This is a genomic window from Amycolatopsis sp. NPDC051371 (genome assembly GCF_040682155.1).
Lineage (GTDB): Bacteria > Actinomycetota > Actinomycetes > Mycobacteriales > Pseudonocardiaceae > Amycolatopsis.
This window is the reverse complement of sequence record NZ_JBFBAG010000021.1, coordinates 125,368-141,433: the sequence shown is the minus strand read 5'-3', so window position 1 is coordinate 141,433 and position 16,066 is coordinate 125,368. Positions and strand designations below refer to the sequence as shown.

The window sequence follows — 16,066 nt, the reverse complement described above, 5'->3', positions numbered from 1 at the left end:
CAACCGGCGGGCGCCGCCGTTGTTCCAGAGCAGCCCGGAGGAAATCTGCTTGCATACGGCAACTAAAGTGTGTTCCGACACATCGACCGTGCCTCCGCTTGCATAACCGCTAGTGAAGGCACATCCTTGCCTGAGGCAACTAGTTGCAGCCGCCAACCAACGCCGTTGAAGGATCCCTCATGGCACCGAACAGCTCCGCCATCCGGCCCAAGGCCGAACTGGATCTCGCCGACCAGCTCGGGCACGAACTCGTGCGCTTGGTCCGCTTGATCAACAAGGCGAAGTCCCAGGTGTCCAAGCAGGGACCGGACGGCATCGAGCGGGCGGCCTACGCGATCCTCTTCACCCTCATCCACGAGGGCCCGCAGCGCACCAGCCGGCTCGCCGAGTCGCTCCACTCCGAGATCTCCACGATCAGCAGGCAGTCGAGCTCGCTCGTACAGCACGGCCTGGTCGAGCGCCAGGCCGATCCCGAGGACGGCCGGGCCTGCCTGCTCGCGCCGACGACCGAGGGCATGCGGGTGTTCGAAGAGAACCGCAAGCAGCGCAACCAATGGCTGGCCGACGTGCTCGGGGACTGGACCGACGGGGAGATCCAGACCCTGAACAAGCTGTTCGGCCGACTCAACACAGGTATCGAGAACCACTCTCCACAGCTGGCCGACGCCCAGGCGTCCGCCGCTGCACCGGCCAAGGGGGCCAACGCATGAGTTCCACCACCGAAAGTCCGGCTCTGCCCGAGGTGGGTCAACCGCCCCGGCTCAGCCACCGCCAGATCGTCACGATCCTGAGCGGCCTGATGTGCGGCATGTTCCTCGCCGCGCTGGACCAGACGATCGTCGGTACGTCGATCGTCAAGATCGCCAACGACCTGCACGGGTTCGACCTGCAGGCGTGGGCGACCACGGCGTACCTGATCACCTCGACGATCGTCACGCCGATCTACGGCAAGCTGTCCGACATCTACGGCCGCAAGCCGTTCTACCTGGCCGCGATCACGATCTTCGTGATCGGTTCGCTGGCCTCGGCCTTCTCGCAGTCCATGTACGAGCTGGCCGCGTTCCGCGCGGTGCAGGGCCTCGGCGCCGGCGGTCTGATGTCGCTGGCCATGACGATCCTCGGCGACATCGTGCCGCCACGGGAACGGGCGAAGTACCAGGGTTACATCCTCGCCGTGTTCGGCCTGTCCACCGTGCTGGGCCCGGTGCTCGGCGGCTTCTTCGCCGGCATCGACCACGCCGGCAGCATCTTCGGCTACGACATCCACGGCTGGCGCTGGGTCTTCCTGATCAACGTCCCGATCGGCATCCTCGCGCTGTTCGTCGTCGCCCGGGTACTGAACGTGCCGCACGAGCGGCACGACCACAAGATCGACTGGTGGGGCGCGCTCGCTCTCGTCGTCGCGGTGGTGCCGTTCCTGATCGTCGCCGAGCAGGGCCAGAAGTGGGGCTGGGGCGACGGCAAGGCTGTCCTCTGCTACGTCGTCGGCGCTGTCGGCGTGATCGCGTTCATCGCGATCGAACGGTGGATGAAGGAAGCCGCGCTGATCCCGCTGCGGCTGTTCAAGAACTCGACGTTCACCGTCGCGATCATCGGCGGCATCATCGTCGGTGTCGCGATGTTCGGCGCGATCACGATGATCCCGCAGTTCATGCAGGTCGTGCAGGGCTACACGCCGACCGAGTCCGGGCTGCTGATGCTGCCGCTGATGGCGGGCATCATGACCAGCTCGATCGTTTCGGGCCGGCTCACCGGGAGGACCGGGCGCTACAAGATCTTCCCGATCGTCGGCACCATCCTGATCGCCGGTGGCGCGTTCTTCTTCGCGCAGGTCAAGTACGACTCGCCGCTGTGGCACCCGCTGGTCGCGGCCGCCATCATCGGTCTCGGCCTGGGCCAGTGCATGCAGACGCTGATCATCGCGGTGCAGAACGCGGGCCCGCGCAGCGACATGGGCGTCTCGACCGCGTCGGCGACGTTCTTCCGCCAGATCGGTGGTACCGCGGGTGTCGCGATCTTCCTGACGGTCCTGTTCAACACCCTGATGCCCAACATCACGAAGGCGTTCGGCGGTCAGCTGCCGGCCGGCGCCGGCGCGAACATCGGCAACCTGTCCGAGAACACCAGCGTGATCCAGTCCCTGCCGGACGCGATCAAGACGCCGATCCTGGTCGGCTTCACCGAGTCGATCACCACGGTCTTCTACATCGCGGGCGCGGTGGCGCTGCTGGCCACGATCGTGCTGCTGTTCATGAAGGAGATCCCGCTGACCAACGCGGCCCCGGCCGCGGCGACCATGGAGGGCGGCGAGGCGCTGCTCGACGAGCACGAGCACGACTTCGCCGACGAGCCCACCGAGATCGTCGAGCCGGTCAAGCCGCTCGACCGCGAGCCGGCACTGGTCGGCGGCGGGAAGCACGCCCTGAGCAACGGGCACGGCGACTACCAGGCCGTGTCGGGCGCGCTGCCGATGCCGATCACGAACTCCGTCGCCGACTCCGAGCTGGACACCCCGGTCGGCGCGGGCGGTGTGCCGGTCGTCGGCCACGTCCGCCGGCAGGACGGCAGCCACGTGTCGGGTGCGGCGCTGACCCTGATCGACCAGCGCGGCCGCCAGGTCGCGCGGGCCACCGGTGCCCCGGACGGCAGCTACTCGGTCCCCAGCCAGGGCCCGGGCGCGTACGTCCTCATCGTGTCGGCCCACGGCCACCAGCCGCAGGCCTCCAGCGTCGTGATCAGCAACGGGCCGGCGACGGTCGACGTCACGCTCACCGGGTCCGGCGAGCTGACCGGCACCGTGCGGGCGGCCGCCACCGGCTCCCCGCTGGCGAACGTCACGGTGACGCTGACCGACAGCCGCGGTGAGGTGAACGGCGCGTTCATCACGACCACGGACGGCACCTACGCCTTCGTCGGGGTCGGCGCCGGGGCCTACACCCTGGTCGCCAGCGGCGCGGGCCACCGGCCCGTCGCGGTGACGCTGACCGTGCCGGACAGCGGCGTGCTGCGCCACGACGTCGAGCTGTCCAGCTCGGTGCAGCTCAGCGGGATCGCCCGGACCGAGGGCGACCGGGTCGTCCCGGACGCGCGGATCACCGTCCTCGACGCCGAAGGCAACGTCGCGGCCGTGGCCCGGACCGACGGCGAAGGCCGGTACCTGGTGAGCGACCTGCCCGCCGGTGCGTACACCGTGGTCGCGAGCGGCTACCCGCCGGCGACCAGCCAGGTGGAGCTGACCGGCGGCGAGGCCGGCCACGACGTCCGGCTGAGCTACGACCAGGCCCTCGACGAGCTGGTCGACCGGTCATGACCGGTCTGCGCGCGACCTTCCGCACGGCCGAGGGCTGGGCGGTGGAGCACGCGGTGCTCACCGTCACTGACCCGGCCGGGCGGCAGGTCGCCCGGCAGGCGGCCGACGTCCGCGGGGAGGTCGTCACCGACGGCCTCCCGGCGGGCACGTACACCGCGGTCGTCACGGCGGCCGGGTACACCCCGATCGCCCGGATGACGCAGGTCGCCTCGGACGGCTCCGGCTCGCTCGGCGACGTCGTGCTGGCCCCGGTCGCCGAGGCGATCGACCTGCCGCCCGCCGGGCCGTGGGTGATCGACCCGATGCACTCGTCGGTGGTCGCGACCGCCCGCCACCTGGGCATCGCGAGCATCAAGGCGCGGCTCCCGGACGTGTCCGGCCGGATCGAGATCGGCCGCCCGGCCGAGCGGTCGTCGGTGCACGCCGAGATCAAGGCGGCGAGCATCGACACGAACATCCGGATGCGCGACGACCACCTGCGGTCGCCGGACTTCCTCGACGTCGACGTCCACCCGGTCATCACCTTCGCGAGCACCGGGCTGCGCCAGCGCGGGGTGGACTCGTGGACGCTGCTGGGCGACCTGACGCTGCACGGCGAGCGCCGCGAGATCGAGCTGGAGCTGACCTACGGCGGCTGGGGCCCGGACCCGTGGGGCGGCGTGCGCGTGGCGTTCCACGCCGAGACGACGCTGCACCGGAACGACTTCGCGATCAACTACAGCGCGATGGTCCGGGCCGGCGTGGCGGCGGTCGGCACGGTCGTGAAGATCGAACTGGACGTCGAAGCGGTCCAGGGCGAGTCACTGCCGCAGTTCTGAAGTCCTGGTTCCGGGAAGGCCCTCTCACCGCTGGTGAGGGGGCCTTCACCGTTCGTAGATCCTGAATATCCCGGAGCGCTCGATTCGACCGTTCGCCGTGGGGTGTTCACCTGGGCCACGTAGGCTCCGGGTGTGAACGTCGTGAGCTTCGAGGCCGCGGGCGTCGGCGTGAGCTGGCTGGACACCGCCGGTCCGCTGCTCGTCTGGGTGATCGTGCTGAGCTTCGTGCTGGTCGAATGCGCGCTGATCATCGGGCTGTTCCTGCCCGGTGACTCGCTGCTGTTCGGGGCCGGCGTGGTGCTGGCCCAGCACGGTTCGGACGCGAACGCGTGGTTCCTTTCCGGGGCCGCGCTGATCGTCGCCGTGCTCGGCAACCAGATCGGCTACTACATCGGCCGCACGAGCGGCACCAAGCTCATCGCCCGCCGCGACGGCAAGGTGCTGAACCGGCAGGCCCTCGAGCGGGCGCAGCGGTTCCTGGACCGGAAGGGCTTCTTCGCGATCGTGGCGGCCCGGTGGATCCCGTGGATCCGCACGCTGGCCCCGCTGATCGCCGGAGCGGCCCGGATGGACCCGCGCCGCTTCATGGCGGCGACGGCGCTCGGCGGGTTGCTGTGGGTGCCGACGCTGGTGCTGCTGGGGTACTACGGCGCGGGGCTGCTGGACGCGCTGCCGTGGCTGAAGACGGCGGCGCTGTGGATCAGCATCGCGTTCTTCGTGTTCGGCACCGGGTACGGCGTGCTGCGCTACCGCCAGGAGATGCGCCGCCCGGTGGACGAGCCGGACGACAGCAACGCCCGGGCCTGAACCGGCGACGCGGCGCGGCCTGAGTCAGAGTTCCGGATCGGCCCAGATCTCGAGCTGGATGCCGTCCGGGTCGCGGAACACCACGACCTTCGAACCCTCGAACGTCCGCGAAGGCGCGGCGGGCAGGTGCGACACCCCGAACTCGTCGAGACGGCACTCCCATTCGGCCAGCTCGGCGGTCGACCGCACGCGAAACGCGACGTGGTCGAGCCCGGTTCTGCGTTCGTCGAACCCGCGTCTTCCGGTGTCCGCGTGCTGGACCAGCACCACGGAGAACTCGTCCCCGGCGGACCGGAGCACGACCTTGCGCAGTCCCGTGTCCGGCTCTTCTCGCCGGGTGACCTCCTCGAGGTCGAGAACGCGGACGTACCAGGGCACGCTGCGGTCCACATCGGTCACGGTGAGCGCCAGGTGGTGCACGGACATGAGTTTTGCCATGGCTTTCGAAGCCGTCCTTTCGCGTGGCGGCTCCCCAGAGTTGCACAGCGTTCGCCCCCCGAAACAAGGGTGACCAAGTTCCCCGTCCGATCGTGATCTCGCCGTCTCCGGGCGTCCCAGCAGGCGGACGCCGGTTACTGAAGGTCATTCGGGTCTGTCGGACGGTACTCGGACGGTCACCGGCCGCCACCGACGTCGAGCACCGCCCCGGTGGTGAACGACGACGCGGGAGACAGCAGGAACAGCACGGCTTCGGCGATTTCGGCCGGCTCGCCCGCGCGTCCCATCGGGATCTGCCGCGCGAACTTTTCGAGCCGGTCCGGCAGGCCGGCGGCCTCGTGCAGGCCGGTGTGGATCATCCCGGGCGCGACCGCGTTGACCCGCACGCCCTCGCCCGCGACCTCCTGGGCGAGCCCGAACGTCAACGTGTCGACGGCGGCCTTCGACGCCGCGTAGTGCACCCACTCCCCGGCCGAGCCGGTGCGCGCCGCCGTCGAGGAGATGTTGACGATCGCGCCGCCGTCGCCGCCGTACCGCGTCGACATCCGGCGGACCGCCTCGCGGCAGCACAGGAACACCCCGGTGACGTTGACGTCGAGGGTCCGGCGGACGACTTCGACGTCGTAGGAGTCGAGGCGGCCGGGCGTGTTGCCGACGATCGCGGCGTTGTTGACCAGCGCTTTCACCGGCCCGAGCTCCGCCGCCGCGTCGAACAGGGCGCGGACGTCGTCCTCCTTGGAGACGTCCGCGCGGACCGCCAGCGACTGACGGCCGAAGGAACGCACCTCGTCGGCCACCGCGAGAGCGGGCGCGGAATCGCCCGAAAAGTTGACCACGACATCGTGGCCGTGCCGAGCCGCGAGTGAGCAGATCGCCGCCCCGATCCCGCGGCTGCCGCCGGTGACGATGAGCGTCATCGTCAGATCGCGAAGTTGGCCAGCGGCAGGTTCTCGAGCACCAGGTCCGCGCGGTCGCGCGTCTGCGAGATGAGGTCGGCGTTGCGCTGGTCCGAGCCGAGCGCCCGCTGCTTCGCCTCGACCAGCGAGCGGCCGTAACGCCGGTGGCGCGACACGAGCCGTTCGATCCGCTCGGGCTCGTCCGGCGCGAGGAACCAAGCCTCGGTGAGCAGTGGCCGGATGCCGCTCCACGGGTCGTCCGGCAGCAGCAGGTAGTTGCCCTCCGTGATCACCAGCTGGACCTCCGGCGGCACCGCGACAGCCCCGGCGATCGGCTCCTCGATCTCACGGCGGAACTCCGGCGCGTAGACCGTCTCGCGGCCTTCGGCGAGCCGCTTGATCATGTGGAAGTAGCCGGCCGCGTCGAACGTGTCGGGCGCGCCCTTGCGCTCGGTGCGCTCCAGCCGGCGCAGCTCGACCTGCGCGAGGTGGAAGCCGTCCATGCCGACCACCGCGGCGCGCGAGCCGAGCGCGTTGGCCAGCGCCCAGGCCAGCGTGGTCTTGCCGGACGCGGGCGCCCCGATGATGCCCAGCACGTTGCGCTGCCCGCGCACGGTCAGGCCCTCGGCCCGGGCCAGCAGGTCGTCGAACGCCGTCATGTCCTGTTCCTTCCTGCGATCGCGGTCGTCCACGACCGCGGTCCCACCTGCCGCACCCGTTCGGCGGCCACCTCGTTGGCGAAGCGAATCCGGTCCGTCACCGTCGGTTCGCGGGTCACGGCCACGGCGAGCGCGCCGTGCCAGACGTCGCCCGCACCTAGTGTGTCTCGCGCTTCCACGTCCGCGACAGGCACCTCACCCGAGCCGCCGTCCGCAGTGGACCACCGCACCGGGCCGGGGCCCGCGGTGGTGATGACGGTGGGGACGCCGCGCTGGTGGAGGCCGGGTTCCGGCGCGCTGAAGTGCGCGGAGCACGCGGCGATGTCCACCAGCGGGAGCAGCTCGTCGAGCACGGGCTTCCAGCTCCCGGCGTCGAGCACCACCGGCGCCTTCACTCCCCGCGCGACCGCCAGTGCGATCTCCGGATAGTGCCCGTCGAGCAAAACGACATCGGCTTCCGGAAGCGGAGCTTTCACGTGAAAGCTCCGGTTCGCGGCGTTGCGGGAGACCACCGTGCGCTCGCCGTCGCGGTCGCGGACGGCGACCGCGCTGACCGGCGGCGGGTCGGACAGGTCGGGAGCCAGGTCGATCAGCCGGACCCCGTGCGCTTCGAGGTCGGCGCGGACGAGCGCCGCCAGCGGGTGTGCACCGAGGACGGTCAGCAGGGTCGCCTCGGCGCCGAGCGCGGCGGCCGTCACCGCGGCGTTCGTCGCGGGCCCCCCGGCCGCGACGTCCACCCGCAGTGACTGCACCTTCTCGCCCGGCGCCGGAAGCTCGTCGACCCGCTGGACGACGTCCACGGTGCACAAGCCCGCCAGCAGCACTCTCATTTCAAGCCGGCCACGTGGGTTGCCGCGGCGGCCTCTTCGATCTCGCCGTTTTCGTTGAGCCGCAACGCACCCGTGAGCAGGCCGACGACCTGGTTCATCGAGTGCGTCTTCGGCGAGACGACCGCGACGCGCTTGCCGAGGCGGTGCACGTGGATGCGGTCGGCGATGTCGAACACGTGCGGCATGTTGTGGCTGATCAGCACCACCGGCAGGCCGCGGTCGCGGATCCGGCCGATGAGGTCGAGCACCTTGCCGGACTCGGCGACGCCGAGCGCGGCGGTGGGCTCGTCCATGATCACCGCCTTGGTGCCGAACGCGGCCGCGCGGGCCACGGCGACACCCTGGCGCTGACCACCGGAAAGCGTCTCGACGGGCTGGGAGATCGACTTGATGTTGATGCCCAGCTCGTCGAGGATCCGCTGCGCCTCGGACCGCATGGTCGCGGTGTCGAGCTTCCGGAACAGCCCGAACGGACCCTTGAGACGCTTTTCCCGGCCCAGGAACATGTTCGACGCGATGTCGAGGGCCGGCGCGACGGCGAGGTCCTGGTACACCGTCTCGATCCCGTAGTGGCGAGCGTCCAAAGGAGACTTGAAGTGGACGGTCTTTCCGTCCACTTTGATCTCTCCTTCGTCGGGGATAACCGCCCCGGAAAGGGTTTTGATGAGCGACGACTTCCCGGCACCGTTGTCGCCGACCACGGCGAGCACCTCGCCGGGCAGCAGGTCGAAGTCGGCGCCGTCGATGGCGGTGACCCGGCCGTAGCGTTTGACCAGGCCACGGGCCTGCAGGATCGGTTCACTCATGACTGCTGCTGCCTCCTCGCGATCCGGTCCACCACGACGGCGGCGATCAGCAGGGCGCCGGTGGCGAGGTCCTGGTAGTTGCCGTCCACGTTCATCTGCGTCAGCCCCGACCGCAGCACGGCCACGACCAGCGCACCCATCAGCGTCCCGAGCACCGAACCGCGGCCGCCGAAGAGGCTCGTCCCGCCGAGGACGACGGCGGTGATCGAGTCGAGGTTGCCGAGCTGGAACTGGTTCGGGTCGGCGTTCGGTGTCCGGCCGAGCGCCTGCCACGCGGCGATGCCGAAGGCCAGCCCGGCCACGATGTACACCGACAGCACCGTGCGGTTGACCTTGATGCCGGACAGCCGCGCGGACTCCGGCGCGTTGCCGACCGCGTAGACGTGCTTGCCCCACGCGGTTTTCGTCAGCGCGTACCAGACGCCGAGGTACATCAGCAGCGCCAGCGTCATGCCGTAGGTGATGGGGATGCCGCCGAAGAGGTAGCGCTTGGTGCCGAGCCATTGCAGCAGCCCGTCGGTCACCGGGACGGCCTGGCCGCCGGCGATCAGCTTCGACACCGCGGTCAGCATGGTGAACGTGCCGAGCGTGATGATGAACGCCGGGAGCTTGATCCGCGTGGCGAGCGAGCCGATGAAGATGCCGACGATGATCGTCAGCACGACACCGGCCAGCAGCGCGACGAAACCGTTGGTACCGGCTGCCGCGAGCTTCGCCATGATCAGCGTCGCGACGACCATCGACGACGCGTTGGACAGGTCGATGCCCGCGATGAGGATGACGAGCGTCTGGCCCAGCGCGAGCGTCCCGACGACCAGCGACTGCTGGACCACCGTGGACAGGTTGTCGAGGTCGAAGAACGTGTCCGTGGCCAGCGAGAAGACCACGACGGCGACGACCAGCGCGAGCGCCGGACCGACCGCGGGGGCGCGGAGGAGGAATTCGCCGAGAGACTCACGTTCTTTCGTGTCCCTTGTGGACACTGCCGTCGCGGTGGTCACTTCGTGCCTCCCCAGCAGTTCTGCAGGCCCCACGCGGTGTCGTGGCTTTCGATGCCGGGCAGGGGCTTGTCGGTGATGACGGCGGACCCGGTGTTGACGAAGCCGGTCGGCTTCTTGCCGGTCTTGGCGTAGTCGACGGCCGCGAGCACGCCCTGTTCGGCCATCTTCTTGGGGAACTGCATGACGGTCGCGGCGTATTGGCCGTCCTTGACGTTCTGGACGCCTTCGCAACCGCCGTCGATCGAGCCCATGACGATCTGGCCGGTGAGCCCGCGGGCCTTCAGCGCCGCGTACGCGCCGCGGCCCATCGGCTCGTTCATCGAGTAGACGGCGTTGATGTCGGTGCTGCGCTGCAGCAGGTTCTCCATGCCCTGCTGGGCGAGGCTCTGGTCGCCGTTGGCCGCGGTGTGGCCCTTGATCTCCGGCGAGCCGTCGGTCAGCCCGATGCCCTTGAGGAAGCCGCCGTGGCGCTGGGTGTCGACCGAGCTGCCGGCCGTGCCGTCGACCATGAGCAGCTTGGGCGGGACGCCCTTGAGCGCGGCCTTGACGTACGCGCCCTGCTGCTCGCCGGCCGCGAAGTTGTCGGTGGCGAAGGTGGCGTCGACGGCGTCGGGCGGTTCGGTGGCGGTGTCGAGCGCGATGACCAGGATCCCGGCGTCGCGGGCGTCCTTGATCGCCTTGAGCACGCCGGTCGAGGAGCTCGGCGTGATGAGGATGGTGTTCACGCCCTGCTGCATGAGGTTCTCGATGGCGCGGACCTGGCCGTCGTTGTCCCCGTCGAACTGGCCGGCGAGGGCGTTGAAGTCGGCGCCGTTGGCCTGCGCGGCCGCTCTGGCGGAGTTGCGCAGTTCGACGAAGTAGGGGTTGGTGTCGGTCTTGGTGACCAAGCCGACCTTCGCTTTGCCACTCCCGCCGGTGTTCGTGTTACCGCCCCAGTGGCGTTCGACGGTGCATCCGGTCGTCGCGGCGAGGACGGCGGCCAGCGTGAGTGCGGTGAGACTTCGCTGTCTCATGGGTTCCCACCCCTTAAGGAAGACACGGTGTGACTGAGTGCTTGCCGATGGTCGGGAAGGTAGACAGACTGCACCGTGGACGCAAGCGTTTGCGCAAACGCTTGCCGGAAAGGATTGGCATGCCCCAGCCGAGATCATCGCGGCCGACCCAGCGGGACATCGCCGAGCTCGCCGGCGTCTCGATCACGACGGTTTCGCACGTCGTCAACGGGACGCGGGCGGTCGCCGAGGACACCAAAGCGGCCGTCCTGCGGGCGATCGAGACGACCGGCTACACCGGCGACGCGATCGCCCGTTCGCTGGTCACCGGCGGGACGCGGTCGATCGGGATGGCCATCTCGCTCGTGGCGAACCCGTACTTCGCGACGCTGATGCAGGCCATCGAGCGCGAGGCGTCGGTGCACGGGTACACCGTGCTGCTGGCCGACACGCACGACACCGCGGGCACGGAGCGTGACACCGTGCGGGCGCTCCGCTCCCGGCGCGTCGACGGCCTGCTCATCACCCCGGCCCCGGGTGACGGCCCGGTGATCGGCGAACTGGTGTCGCTGGACGTGCCGACGGTGCTGATCGACCGGCTGACCACCCGCGCCGACGTCGACCAGGTGGGCACCGAGAACATCCAGGCGACGTCGGCGCTGACCGCGCACCTGGCGACGCTCGGGCACCGGCGGATCGGGATGATCAGCGGCACGCCCGGGCTGTCGACGAGCGAGGAGCGCGTGCTGGGCTACCGGCTGGGGCTCGGCCGGTCCGGGCTGACGTGGTCGGCCGACCTCGTGGCCTGCGGAAACTCGTCGCACGAAGGTGGTTCGCTGGCGTTGAGCACGCTGCTGGCGCTGCCCGAGCCGCCGACGGCGCTGGTCGTCGGGAACGACAGCATGATGGTCGGGGTGCTGCACGAAGCACGGCGGCGCAGCCTTCGCATCGGGCGCGACCTGCCGGTGGTGGTCTACGACGACGTCGAGTGGGCGGACCTGGTGGACCCGCCGCTGACGACGATGGCGCAGCCGATCGAGGAGATCGGGCGGCAGGCGGTGCGGCTGCTGCTGGCCCGGATCAACGACCCCGCGCGCAAGGCCGAGACGGTCCGGCTGGCACCCACTCTGCGTCATCGTGAATCGTGCGGTTGCCCGCCGATTCACTCACATCAGTGAACCTGAGGTCCTCGTGCCTCGGCGCGGCCGCTCACCGGATACCTTTCGGCTGAGCGTCTGCGAGGGCTTATGACCGCACTTTCGCCAGAGCTCCGGTTGTGGGACCCCCCGGTCACCCACCGGATCGGCGTCGCGATGGGTACGCACGCGAACCCTTACTCGGGTGAGCTGCTGCGCTCGATCAGGGCGGCCGCGGCGCAGGCGGGGTGCGACGTCACGCTGGCCGACACGGACGACACGGTGAGTGAAGAAGCGGCGCTGGTGCGCGCGCTGCGAGCGGACCTCGTCGACGGCGTGCTGCTGGTGCCCTCGACCGGCGACGAAGCGGTGATCAACGGCCTGGTCCGGATGGGCGTGCCGACGGTGCTGGTCGACCGTGTTGCCGCCCGCAACGACGTCGACCAGGTGGGCACCGAGAACGTGCACGCGGTGGCGTCGCTGGTGAAGCACCTGGTCGAGGCGCGGCACCGCAAGATCGGCCTGATCTCGGGCGACGACGGCCTGGGCATCAGCCGCGAGCGCGTCCGCGGGTACCGGCTGGGGCTGGAGCAGGCGGGGCTGCGGTTCAACCGCGAGCTGGTGGAAAGCGGGTTGTCGACGTCCGGCGGAGCGGCCCGCGCGACGGCCAAGCTCCTGGACGGCTGGCCCTCCCCGACGGCGCTGGTGGTGGCGGACGAGTCGATGCTGGTGGGCGTCCAGTACGAGGCCCACCGCCGCGGGATCCGGATCGGCTCGGAGCTGGCGGTGGTCGGCTACGGCGACATGGAGTGGGCGCGCCGGGTGAGCCCGGCGGTGACAACGTTGGCCCAGCCGGTCGCCGACATCGGGCGGCGGGCGGTGCAGATGCTGCTGTCCCGGATCGCGGATCCGGATCGGCCGCCGGAGTCGGTGTCGCTGACGCCGCGGTTCCTGCACGGCGCCTCCTGCGGATGCTGATCCGGCTCGCACACACCGCCCAGCTGCCGGCCGCTGAACTCGCCGCGGTCCGGGCCCTGCTCGAAGGCGCCTTCACGGACTTCGACCTCCCGGGCTGGGTGTCGCTCGACCTCGATGGGGAGCTAATCGCCGACTGGCGGGCCGGCGACGTCTGGTGACAGCGTCGCCACGGCTTCCAGCAGCATCCAGCCGCCGACCTGGACCGACATGTCTCGCTCCGGGGCGTCCTCCGGCAGCGGCGACGGTGGTGCCGGGCGGTCCCAGAACGCGCTGAACAGCGGGCCCTCCGAAGCGCCCGACCAGCACGCCGAAGCCGACGTGAGCACCAATGACCGCGCCAGGGACGCCTCCGGCTCGGGCAACGCGCGAGCCGCCAAAGCGAGGTACCGCGCCAGGATCGCGCCGAACAACCCGCCGTCGCCGCCGCCTTGGCCTCGGATCACTCCGCCCGGTGCGCAGTGCGCGGCCACCGCGCGGACCGTGCGCGCCGCGTCGTCCACTAAGGACAATTCCAGGCACGCCCCTAGATAGGCCCCTTGGCAGTACGTGTAAATGTGTTTGACCAGCTCACCCGTGTCGGCCCGGATCCCGTCCCAGACCAACCCGGACGCCGGATCGACCAAAGTGGACGACATCCAGTCCGTCATCTCGCGCGCACGAGAGAGGTTGCCGGATCGCGCGTGGAAGATCGCCGCCGGGCCGTTGGCCGGGGCGTTCTTGAAGTCGTCACCGCGACGCCACCAGATTCCGCCGCCCGCCGCGGACGTCCAGCCCGCGAGCAGCTGCGTGTCGATCGCCGCCACCGCCGGGCCGGTGTCGATGTCCAGCGACTGAACCCGTTGCAGCGCAAGGCCGAGCCACGCGATGTCGTCGTAGTACTCGTTCGTCCAACGGCCGAAGTTGCGCAACCGCACCGAACGCACGAAGGACCGGATCAAGGCCAGCCGCGCAGGAGTCGGCGAACGCAGCTGCGCGTCGACCAGCGTGTCCAGCAAGTGGGCCTGCCACCAGTAGTTCCAATGCCAGTGCACTCGCTGATCGAGAGAAGCCGGCCAGCGGCTGCGGCCCAGCACCGTCCCGGGCAGGCCCCAGACGCGGCGGAGGTGCCGGGCAGTCACCGCGCGTTCGGCAGCCGAGACGTCCATGGCGCAATCCTGCCTTGCCCATCGACATACCGCTCGGTATGTTGAAGGACCCCGATGGCCTGCGAGGTGCCCATGACCACAGCACACGTCACCTGCCCGCTGTGCGAAGCGACCTGCGGCCTCGAGGTCACACTCGACGAAAACCAGCAGGTCACGCGCGTGACGGGCGACGAGAACGACGTCTTCTCGAAGGGCTACATCTGCCCGAAGGGCGCGTCGCTCGGCGCGCTGCACCACGATCCCGACCGGCTGACCGCGCCGCTGCTCAAGCGCGACGGCGAGTTCGTCGAAGTCAGCTGGCAGGAGGCCTACGACGAGATCGACCGCCGTCTCCCGCCGATCCTCGAGCAGCACGGCCGGGACGCCGTCGCCGTGTACGCGGGCAACCCCGGCGTGCACAACATCGCGCTCACGCTCTACGGCCGCGTGCTCTACAAAGCCTTGGGCACCAAGAACTTCTACAGCGCGACGTCGGTCGACCAGATGCCGAAGCACTACTCCGCCGGCACCATGTTCGGCGACCCGCTCGCCATCCCCGTGCCCGACCTCGACCGCACGCGGCACCTGCTGATCCTCGGCGCCAACCCGCTCGTCTCGAACGGCAGCCTGATGACCGCGCCCGACATCCGCGGGCGGCTTCGCGGCATCCGCGAGCGCGGCGGCAAGATCGTCGTCGTCGACCCGCGCCGCACGCGCACCGCCGCGTTCGCCGACGAGCACCACGCCATCCGGCCCGGCACCGACGCGCTGTTGCTGTTCGCGCTGGTCAACGTCCTGTTCGCGGAGAACCGCGTCGCGCCCGGCCGCCTCGAAGCACACCTCAACGGCCTCGACGACGTTCGCGAGCTGGCTCGGCCGTTCACGCCTGAAGCCGTCGCGACGCGCACCGGCATCGACGCGGAAGCCATCCGCCGGATGGCACTCGATCTGGCCTCCGAAAACGCCGTGGTCTACGGCCGGATCGGCACCACGACCCAGACGTTCGGCACGGTCGCGAGCTGGCTGGTCGACGTCCTCAACGTGCTCACCGGCAACCTCGACGAGCCGGGCGGCGCGATGTTCCCGCTGGCCGCGTGCCAGCCGACCGGGAACCGGCGGCCGTTCGCCGTCGGGCGCTGGCACAGCCGCGTGCGCGAGTACCCCGAGGTCGTCGGCGAACTGCCGGTCGCGACGCTCGCCGACGAGATCGAAACCCCGGGCGACGGCCAGGTCCGCGCGCTGATCACGGTCAGCGGCAACCCCTGCCTGAGCACGCCGAACGCGGGACGCCTCGCCGAAGCCCTGAAGAAGCTCGACTTCATGATCTCCGTCGACGTCTACCTGAACGAGACGTCGCGCCAGGCCGACGTCATCCTGCCCGGCCCGTCGCCGCTCGAACGCCCGCACTTCGACCTGGCGTTCTACCAGCTCTCGGTGCGCAACGTCGCCAACTGGACGCCGGCGACACTGCCGTCGCAGCTGCCGCAGGAGTGGGAGACCATGCTGCGGCTGACCGGCATCGTCACCGGTCAGGGGCCCGAAGCGGACGTCGCGGCGCTGGACGACTTCGTCGCCGCCGACGTCGCGCGCCGCGCCAAGCTCGAGGTCACCCACGACCGCACCGGCCCCGCGCGGCTGGTCGACCTGATGCTGCGCGCCGGCCCCTACGACGTCACGCTGGCCGACCTCGAAGCCGCGCCGCACGGGATGGACTTCGGGCCGCTGAAGCCGCGGATGCCCGAGGTGCTGTGCACCGCGTCCGGAAGGATCGAGCTGGCGCCGGAGACGATCGTCGCCGACGTCCCGCGGCTGCGCGCCGAACTCGCCAAACCGCTCGACGACGGCCTCCTGCTGATCGGCCGGCGCCACCTGAGCTCGAACAACTCGTGGATGCACAACCTCGCGCCGCTGATCCGCGGCGGAAACCGCTGCACGGTCCTGGTCCACCCGGCCGACGCGACGCGTCTCGGCCTCACCGACGGCGCGCTGGCGTCGGTGACGTCCCGCGCGGGCAAGCTCGAGGTCCCGGTGGAGGTGTCGGACGAGGTCCGGCCGGGCGTGGTCAGCATCCCGCACGGCTGGGGCCACGACGTCGACGGTTCGCGGACGCGGGTGGCGAGCGCGAACCCGGGGGTCAACTCGAACCTGGTCGCGGACGAGACGTTGCTCGACGTGCCGTCGGGAACCTCGGTGCTGAACGGCATCCCGGTGGAGGTCGCGCCCGTCTGACGCTTGACACCCGGCGCGAGGTGAGCGCATTCTCGGCTGCGC

Annotated in this window: 16 protein-coding genes; 8 read left to right on the top strand and 8 right to left on the bottom strand. The window is 70.2% G+C overall.

The window, feature by feature from the left end; all coding sequences use genetic code 11:
- Positions 1-179: 179 nt before the first annotated feature.
- The 4 genes from AB0M59_RS25545 (at position 180) to AB0M59_RS25530 (ending at position 4,935) form a co-directional block, all read left to right on the top strand.
- Positions 180-710 (top strand): MarR family transcriptional regulator, encoded by a 531-nt coding sequence (locus AB0M59_RS25545; protein WP_364619278.1) that lies wholly within the window; start codon positions 180-182, stop codon positions 708-710.
- Positions 707-3,310, top strand: a complete 2,604-nt coding sequence (locus AB0M59_RS25540; protein WP_364619276.1) for an MFS transporter — start codon at positions 707-709, stop codon at positions 3,308-3,310. Before AB0M59_RS25545 ends, AB0M59_RS25540 begins: the two co-directional genes overlap by 4 nt.
- Complete coding sequence (locus AB0M59_RS25535; protein ID WP_364619273.1) at positions 3,307-4,128, top strand: YceI family protein; 822 nt, start codon at positions 3,307-3,309, stop codon at positions 4,126-4,128. The genes AB0M59_RS25540 and AB0M59_RS25535 overlap by 4 nt, the downstream gene beginning before the upstream one ends.
- Positions 4,129-4,260: 132 nt before the next feature.
- Positions 4,261-4,935: a DedA family protein gene (locus AB0M59_RS25530; RefSeq protein WP_364619270.1), complete on the top strand. Its 675-nt coding sequence runs from the start codon at positions 4,261-4,263 to the stop codon at positions 4,933-4,935.
- Between the two features lie 24 nt (positions 4,936-4,959).
- On the opposite strand, the gene AB0M59_RS25525 is transcribed toward AB0M59_RS25530, so the two are convergent.
- The 7 genes from AB0M59_RS25525 to AB0M59_RS25495 all read right to left on the bottom strand — a co-directional run bounded on the left by AB0M59_RS25525 (position 4,960) and on the right by AB0M59_RS25495 (position 10,578).
- Entirely contained in the window at positions 4,960-5,373 is a 414-nt protein-coding gene (locus AB0M59_RS25525) for a VOC family protein (RefSeq protein WP_364619267.1), read from the bottom strand.
- A gap of 176 nt (positions 5,374-5,549) precedes the next feature.
- A complete protein-coding gene (locus AB0M59_RS25520; protein ID WP_364619264.1) occupies positions 5,550-6,290 on the bottom strand; it encodes an SDR family oxidoreductase in 741 nt (246 codons plus the stop codon).
- A 2-nt stretch (positions 6,291-6,292) separates the two neighbouring features.
- Complete coding sequence (locus tag AB0M59_RS25515; protein WP_364619262.1) at positions 6,293-6,928, bottom strand: nucleoside/nucleotide kinase family protein; 636 nt, start codon at positions 6,926-6,928, stop codon at positions 6,293-6,295.
- Positions 6,925-7,758 (bottom strand): PfkB family carbohydrate kinase, encoded by an 834-nt coding sequence (locus AB0M59_RS25510; protein WP_364619259.1) that lies wholly within the window; start codon positions 7,756-7,758, stop codon positions 6,925-6,927. Before AB0M59_RS25510 ends, AB0M59_RS25515 begins: the two co-directional genes overlap by 4 nt.
- A complete protein-coding gene (locus AB0M59_RS25505) occupies positions 7,755-8,564 on the bottom strand; it encodes an ATP-binding cassette domain-containing protein (RefSeq protein ID WP_364619256.1) in 810 nt (269 codons plus the stop codon). The genes AB0M59_RS25510 and AB0M59_RS25505 overlap by 4 nt, the downstream gene beginning before the upstream one ends.
- Positions 8,561-9,565, bottom strand: coding sequence for an ABC transporter permease (locus AB0M59_RS25500; RefSeq protein ID WP_364619253.1), 1,005 nt, complete (start codon positions 9,563-9,565; stop codon positions 8,561-8,563). Before AB0M59_RS25500 ends, AB0M59_RS25505 begins: the two co-directional genes overlap by 4 nt.
- Entirely contained in the window at positions 9,562-10,578 is a 1,017-nt protein-coding gene (locus AB0M59_RS25495) for a substrate-binding domain-containing protein (protein ID WP_364619250.1), read from the bottom strand. The genes AB0M59_RS25500 and AB0M59_RS25495 overlap by 4 nt, the downstream gene beginning before the upstream one ends.
- 119 nt (positions 10,579-10,697) lie before the next feature.
- On the opposite strand from AB0M59_RS25495, the gene AB0M59_RS25490 reads away from it, so the two are divergent.
- From AB0M59_RS25490 to AB0M59_RS25480, 3 genes are all read left to right on the top strand, one after another.
- Positions 10,698-11,735, top strand: a complete 1,038-nt coding sequence (locus AB0M59_RS25490; protein WP_364619248.1) for a LacI family DNA-binding transcriptional regulator — start codon at positions 10,698-10,700, stop codon at positions 11,733-11,735.
- A 69-nt stretch (positions 11,736-11,804) separates the two neighbouring features.
- Positions 11,805-12,671: a substrate-binding domain-containing protein gene (locus AB0M59_RS25485; protein WP_364619246.1), complete on the top strand. Its 867-nt coding sequence runs from the start codon at positions 11,805-11,807 to the stop codon at positions 12,669-12,671.
- Complete coding sequence (locus AB0M59_RS25480) at positions 12,665-12,829, top strand: hypothetical protein (RefSeq protein ID WP_364619243.1); 165 nt, start codon at positions 12,665-12,667, stop codon at positions 12,827-12,829. The genes AB0M59_RS25485 and AB0M59_RS25480 overlap by 7 nt, the downstream gene beginning before the upstream one ends.
- On the opposite strand, the gene AB0M59_RS25475 is transcribed toward AB0M59_RS25480, so the two are convergent.
- Positions 12,794-13,816 carry a glycoside hydrolase family 76 protein gene (locus tag AB0M59_RS25475; RefSeq protein ID WP_364619240.1) on the bottom strand — a complete coding sequence of 341 codons (1,023 nt, stop codon included), beginning with the start codon at positions 13,814-13,816 and terminating at the stop codon, positions 12,794-12,796. The genes AB0M59_RS25480 and AB0M59_RS25475 overlap by 36 nt on opposite strands.
- Positions 13,817-13,888: 72 nt before the next feature.
- On the opposite strand from AB0M59_RS25475, the gene AB0M59_RS25470 reads away from it, so the two are divergent.
- Entirely contained in the window at positions 13,889-16,024 is a 2,136-nt protein-coding gene (locus AB0M59_RS25470; protein ID WP_364619238.1) for a molybdopterin-dependent oxidoreductase, read from the top strand.
- Positions 16,025-16,066: the final 42 nt, after the last annotated feature.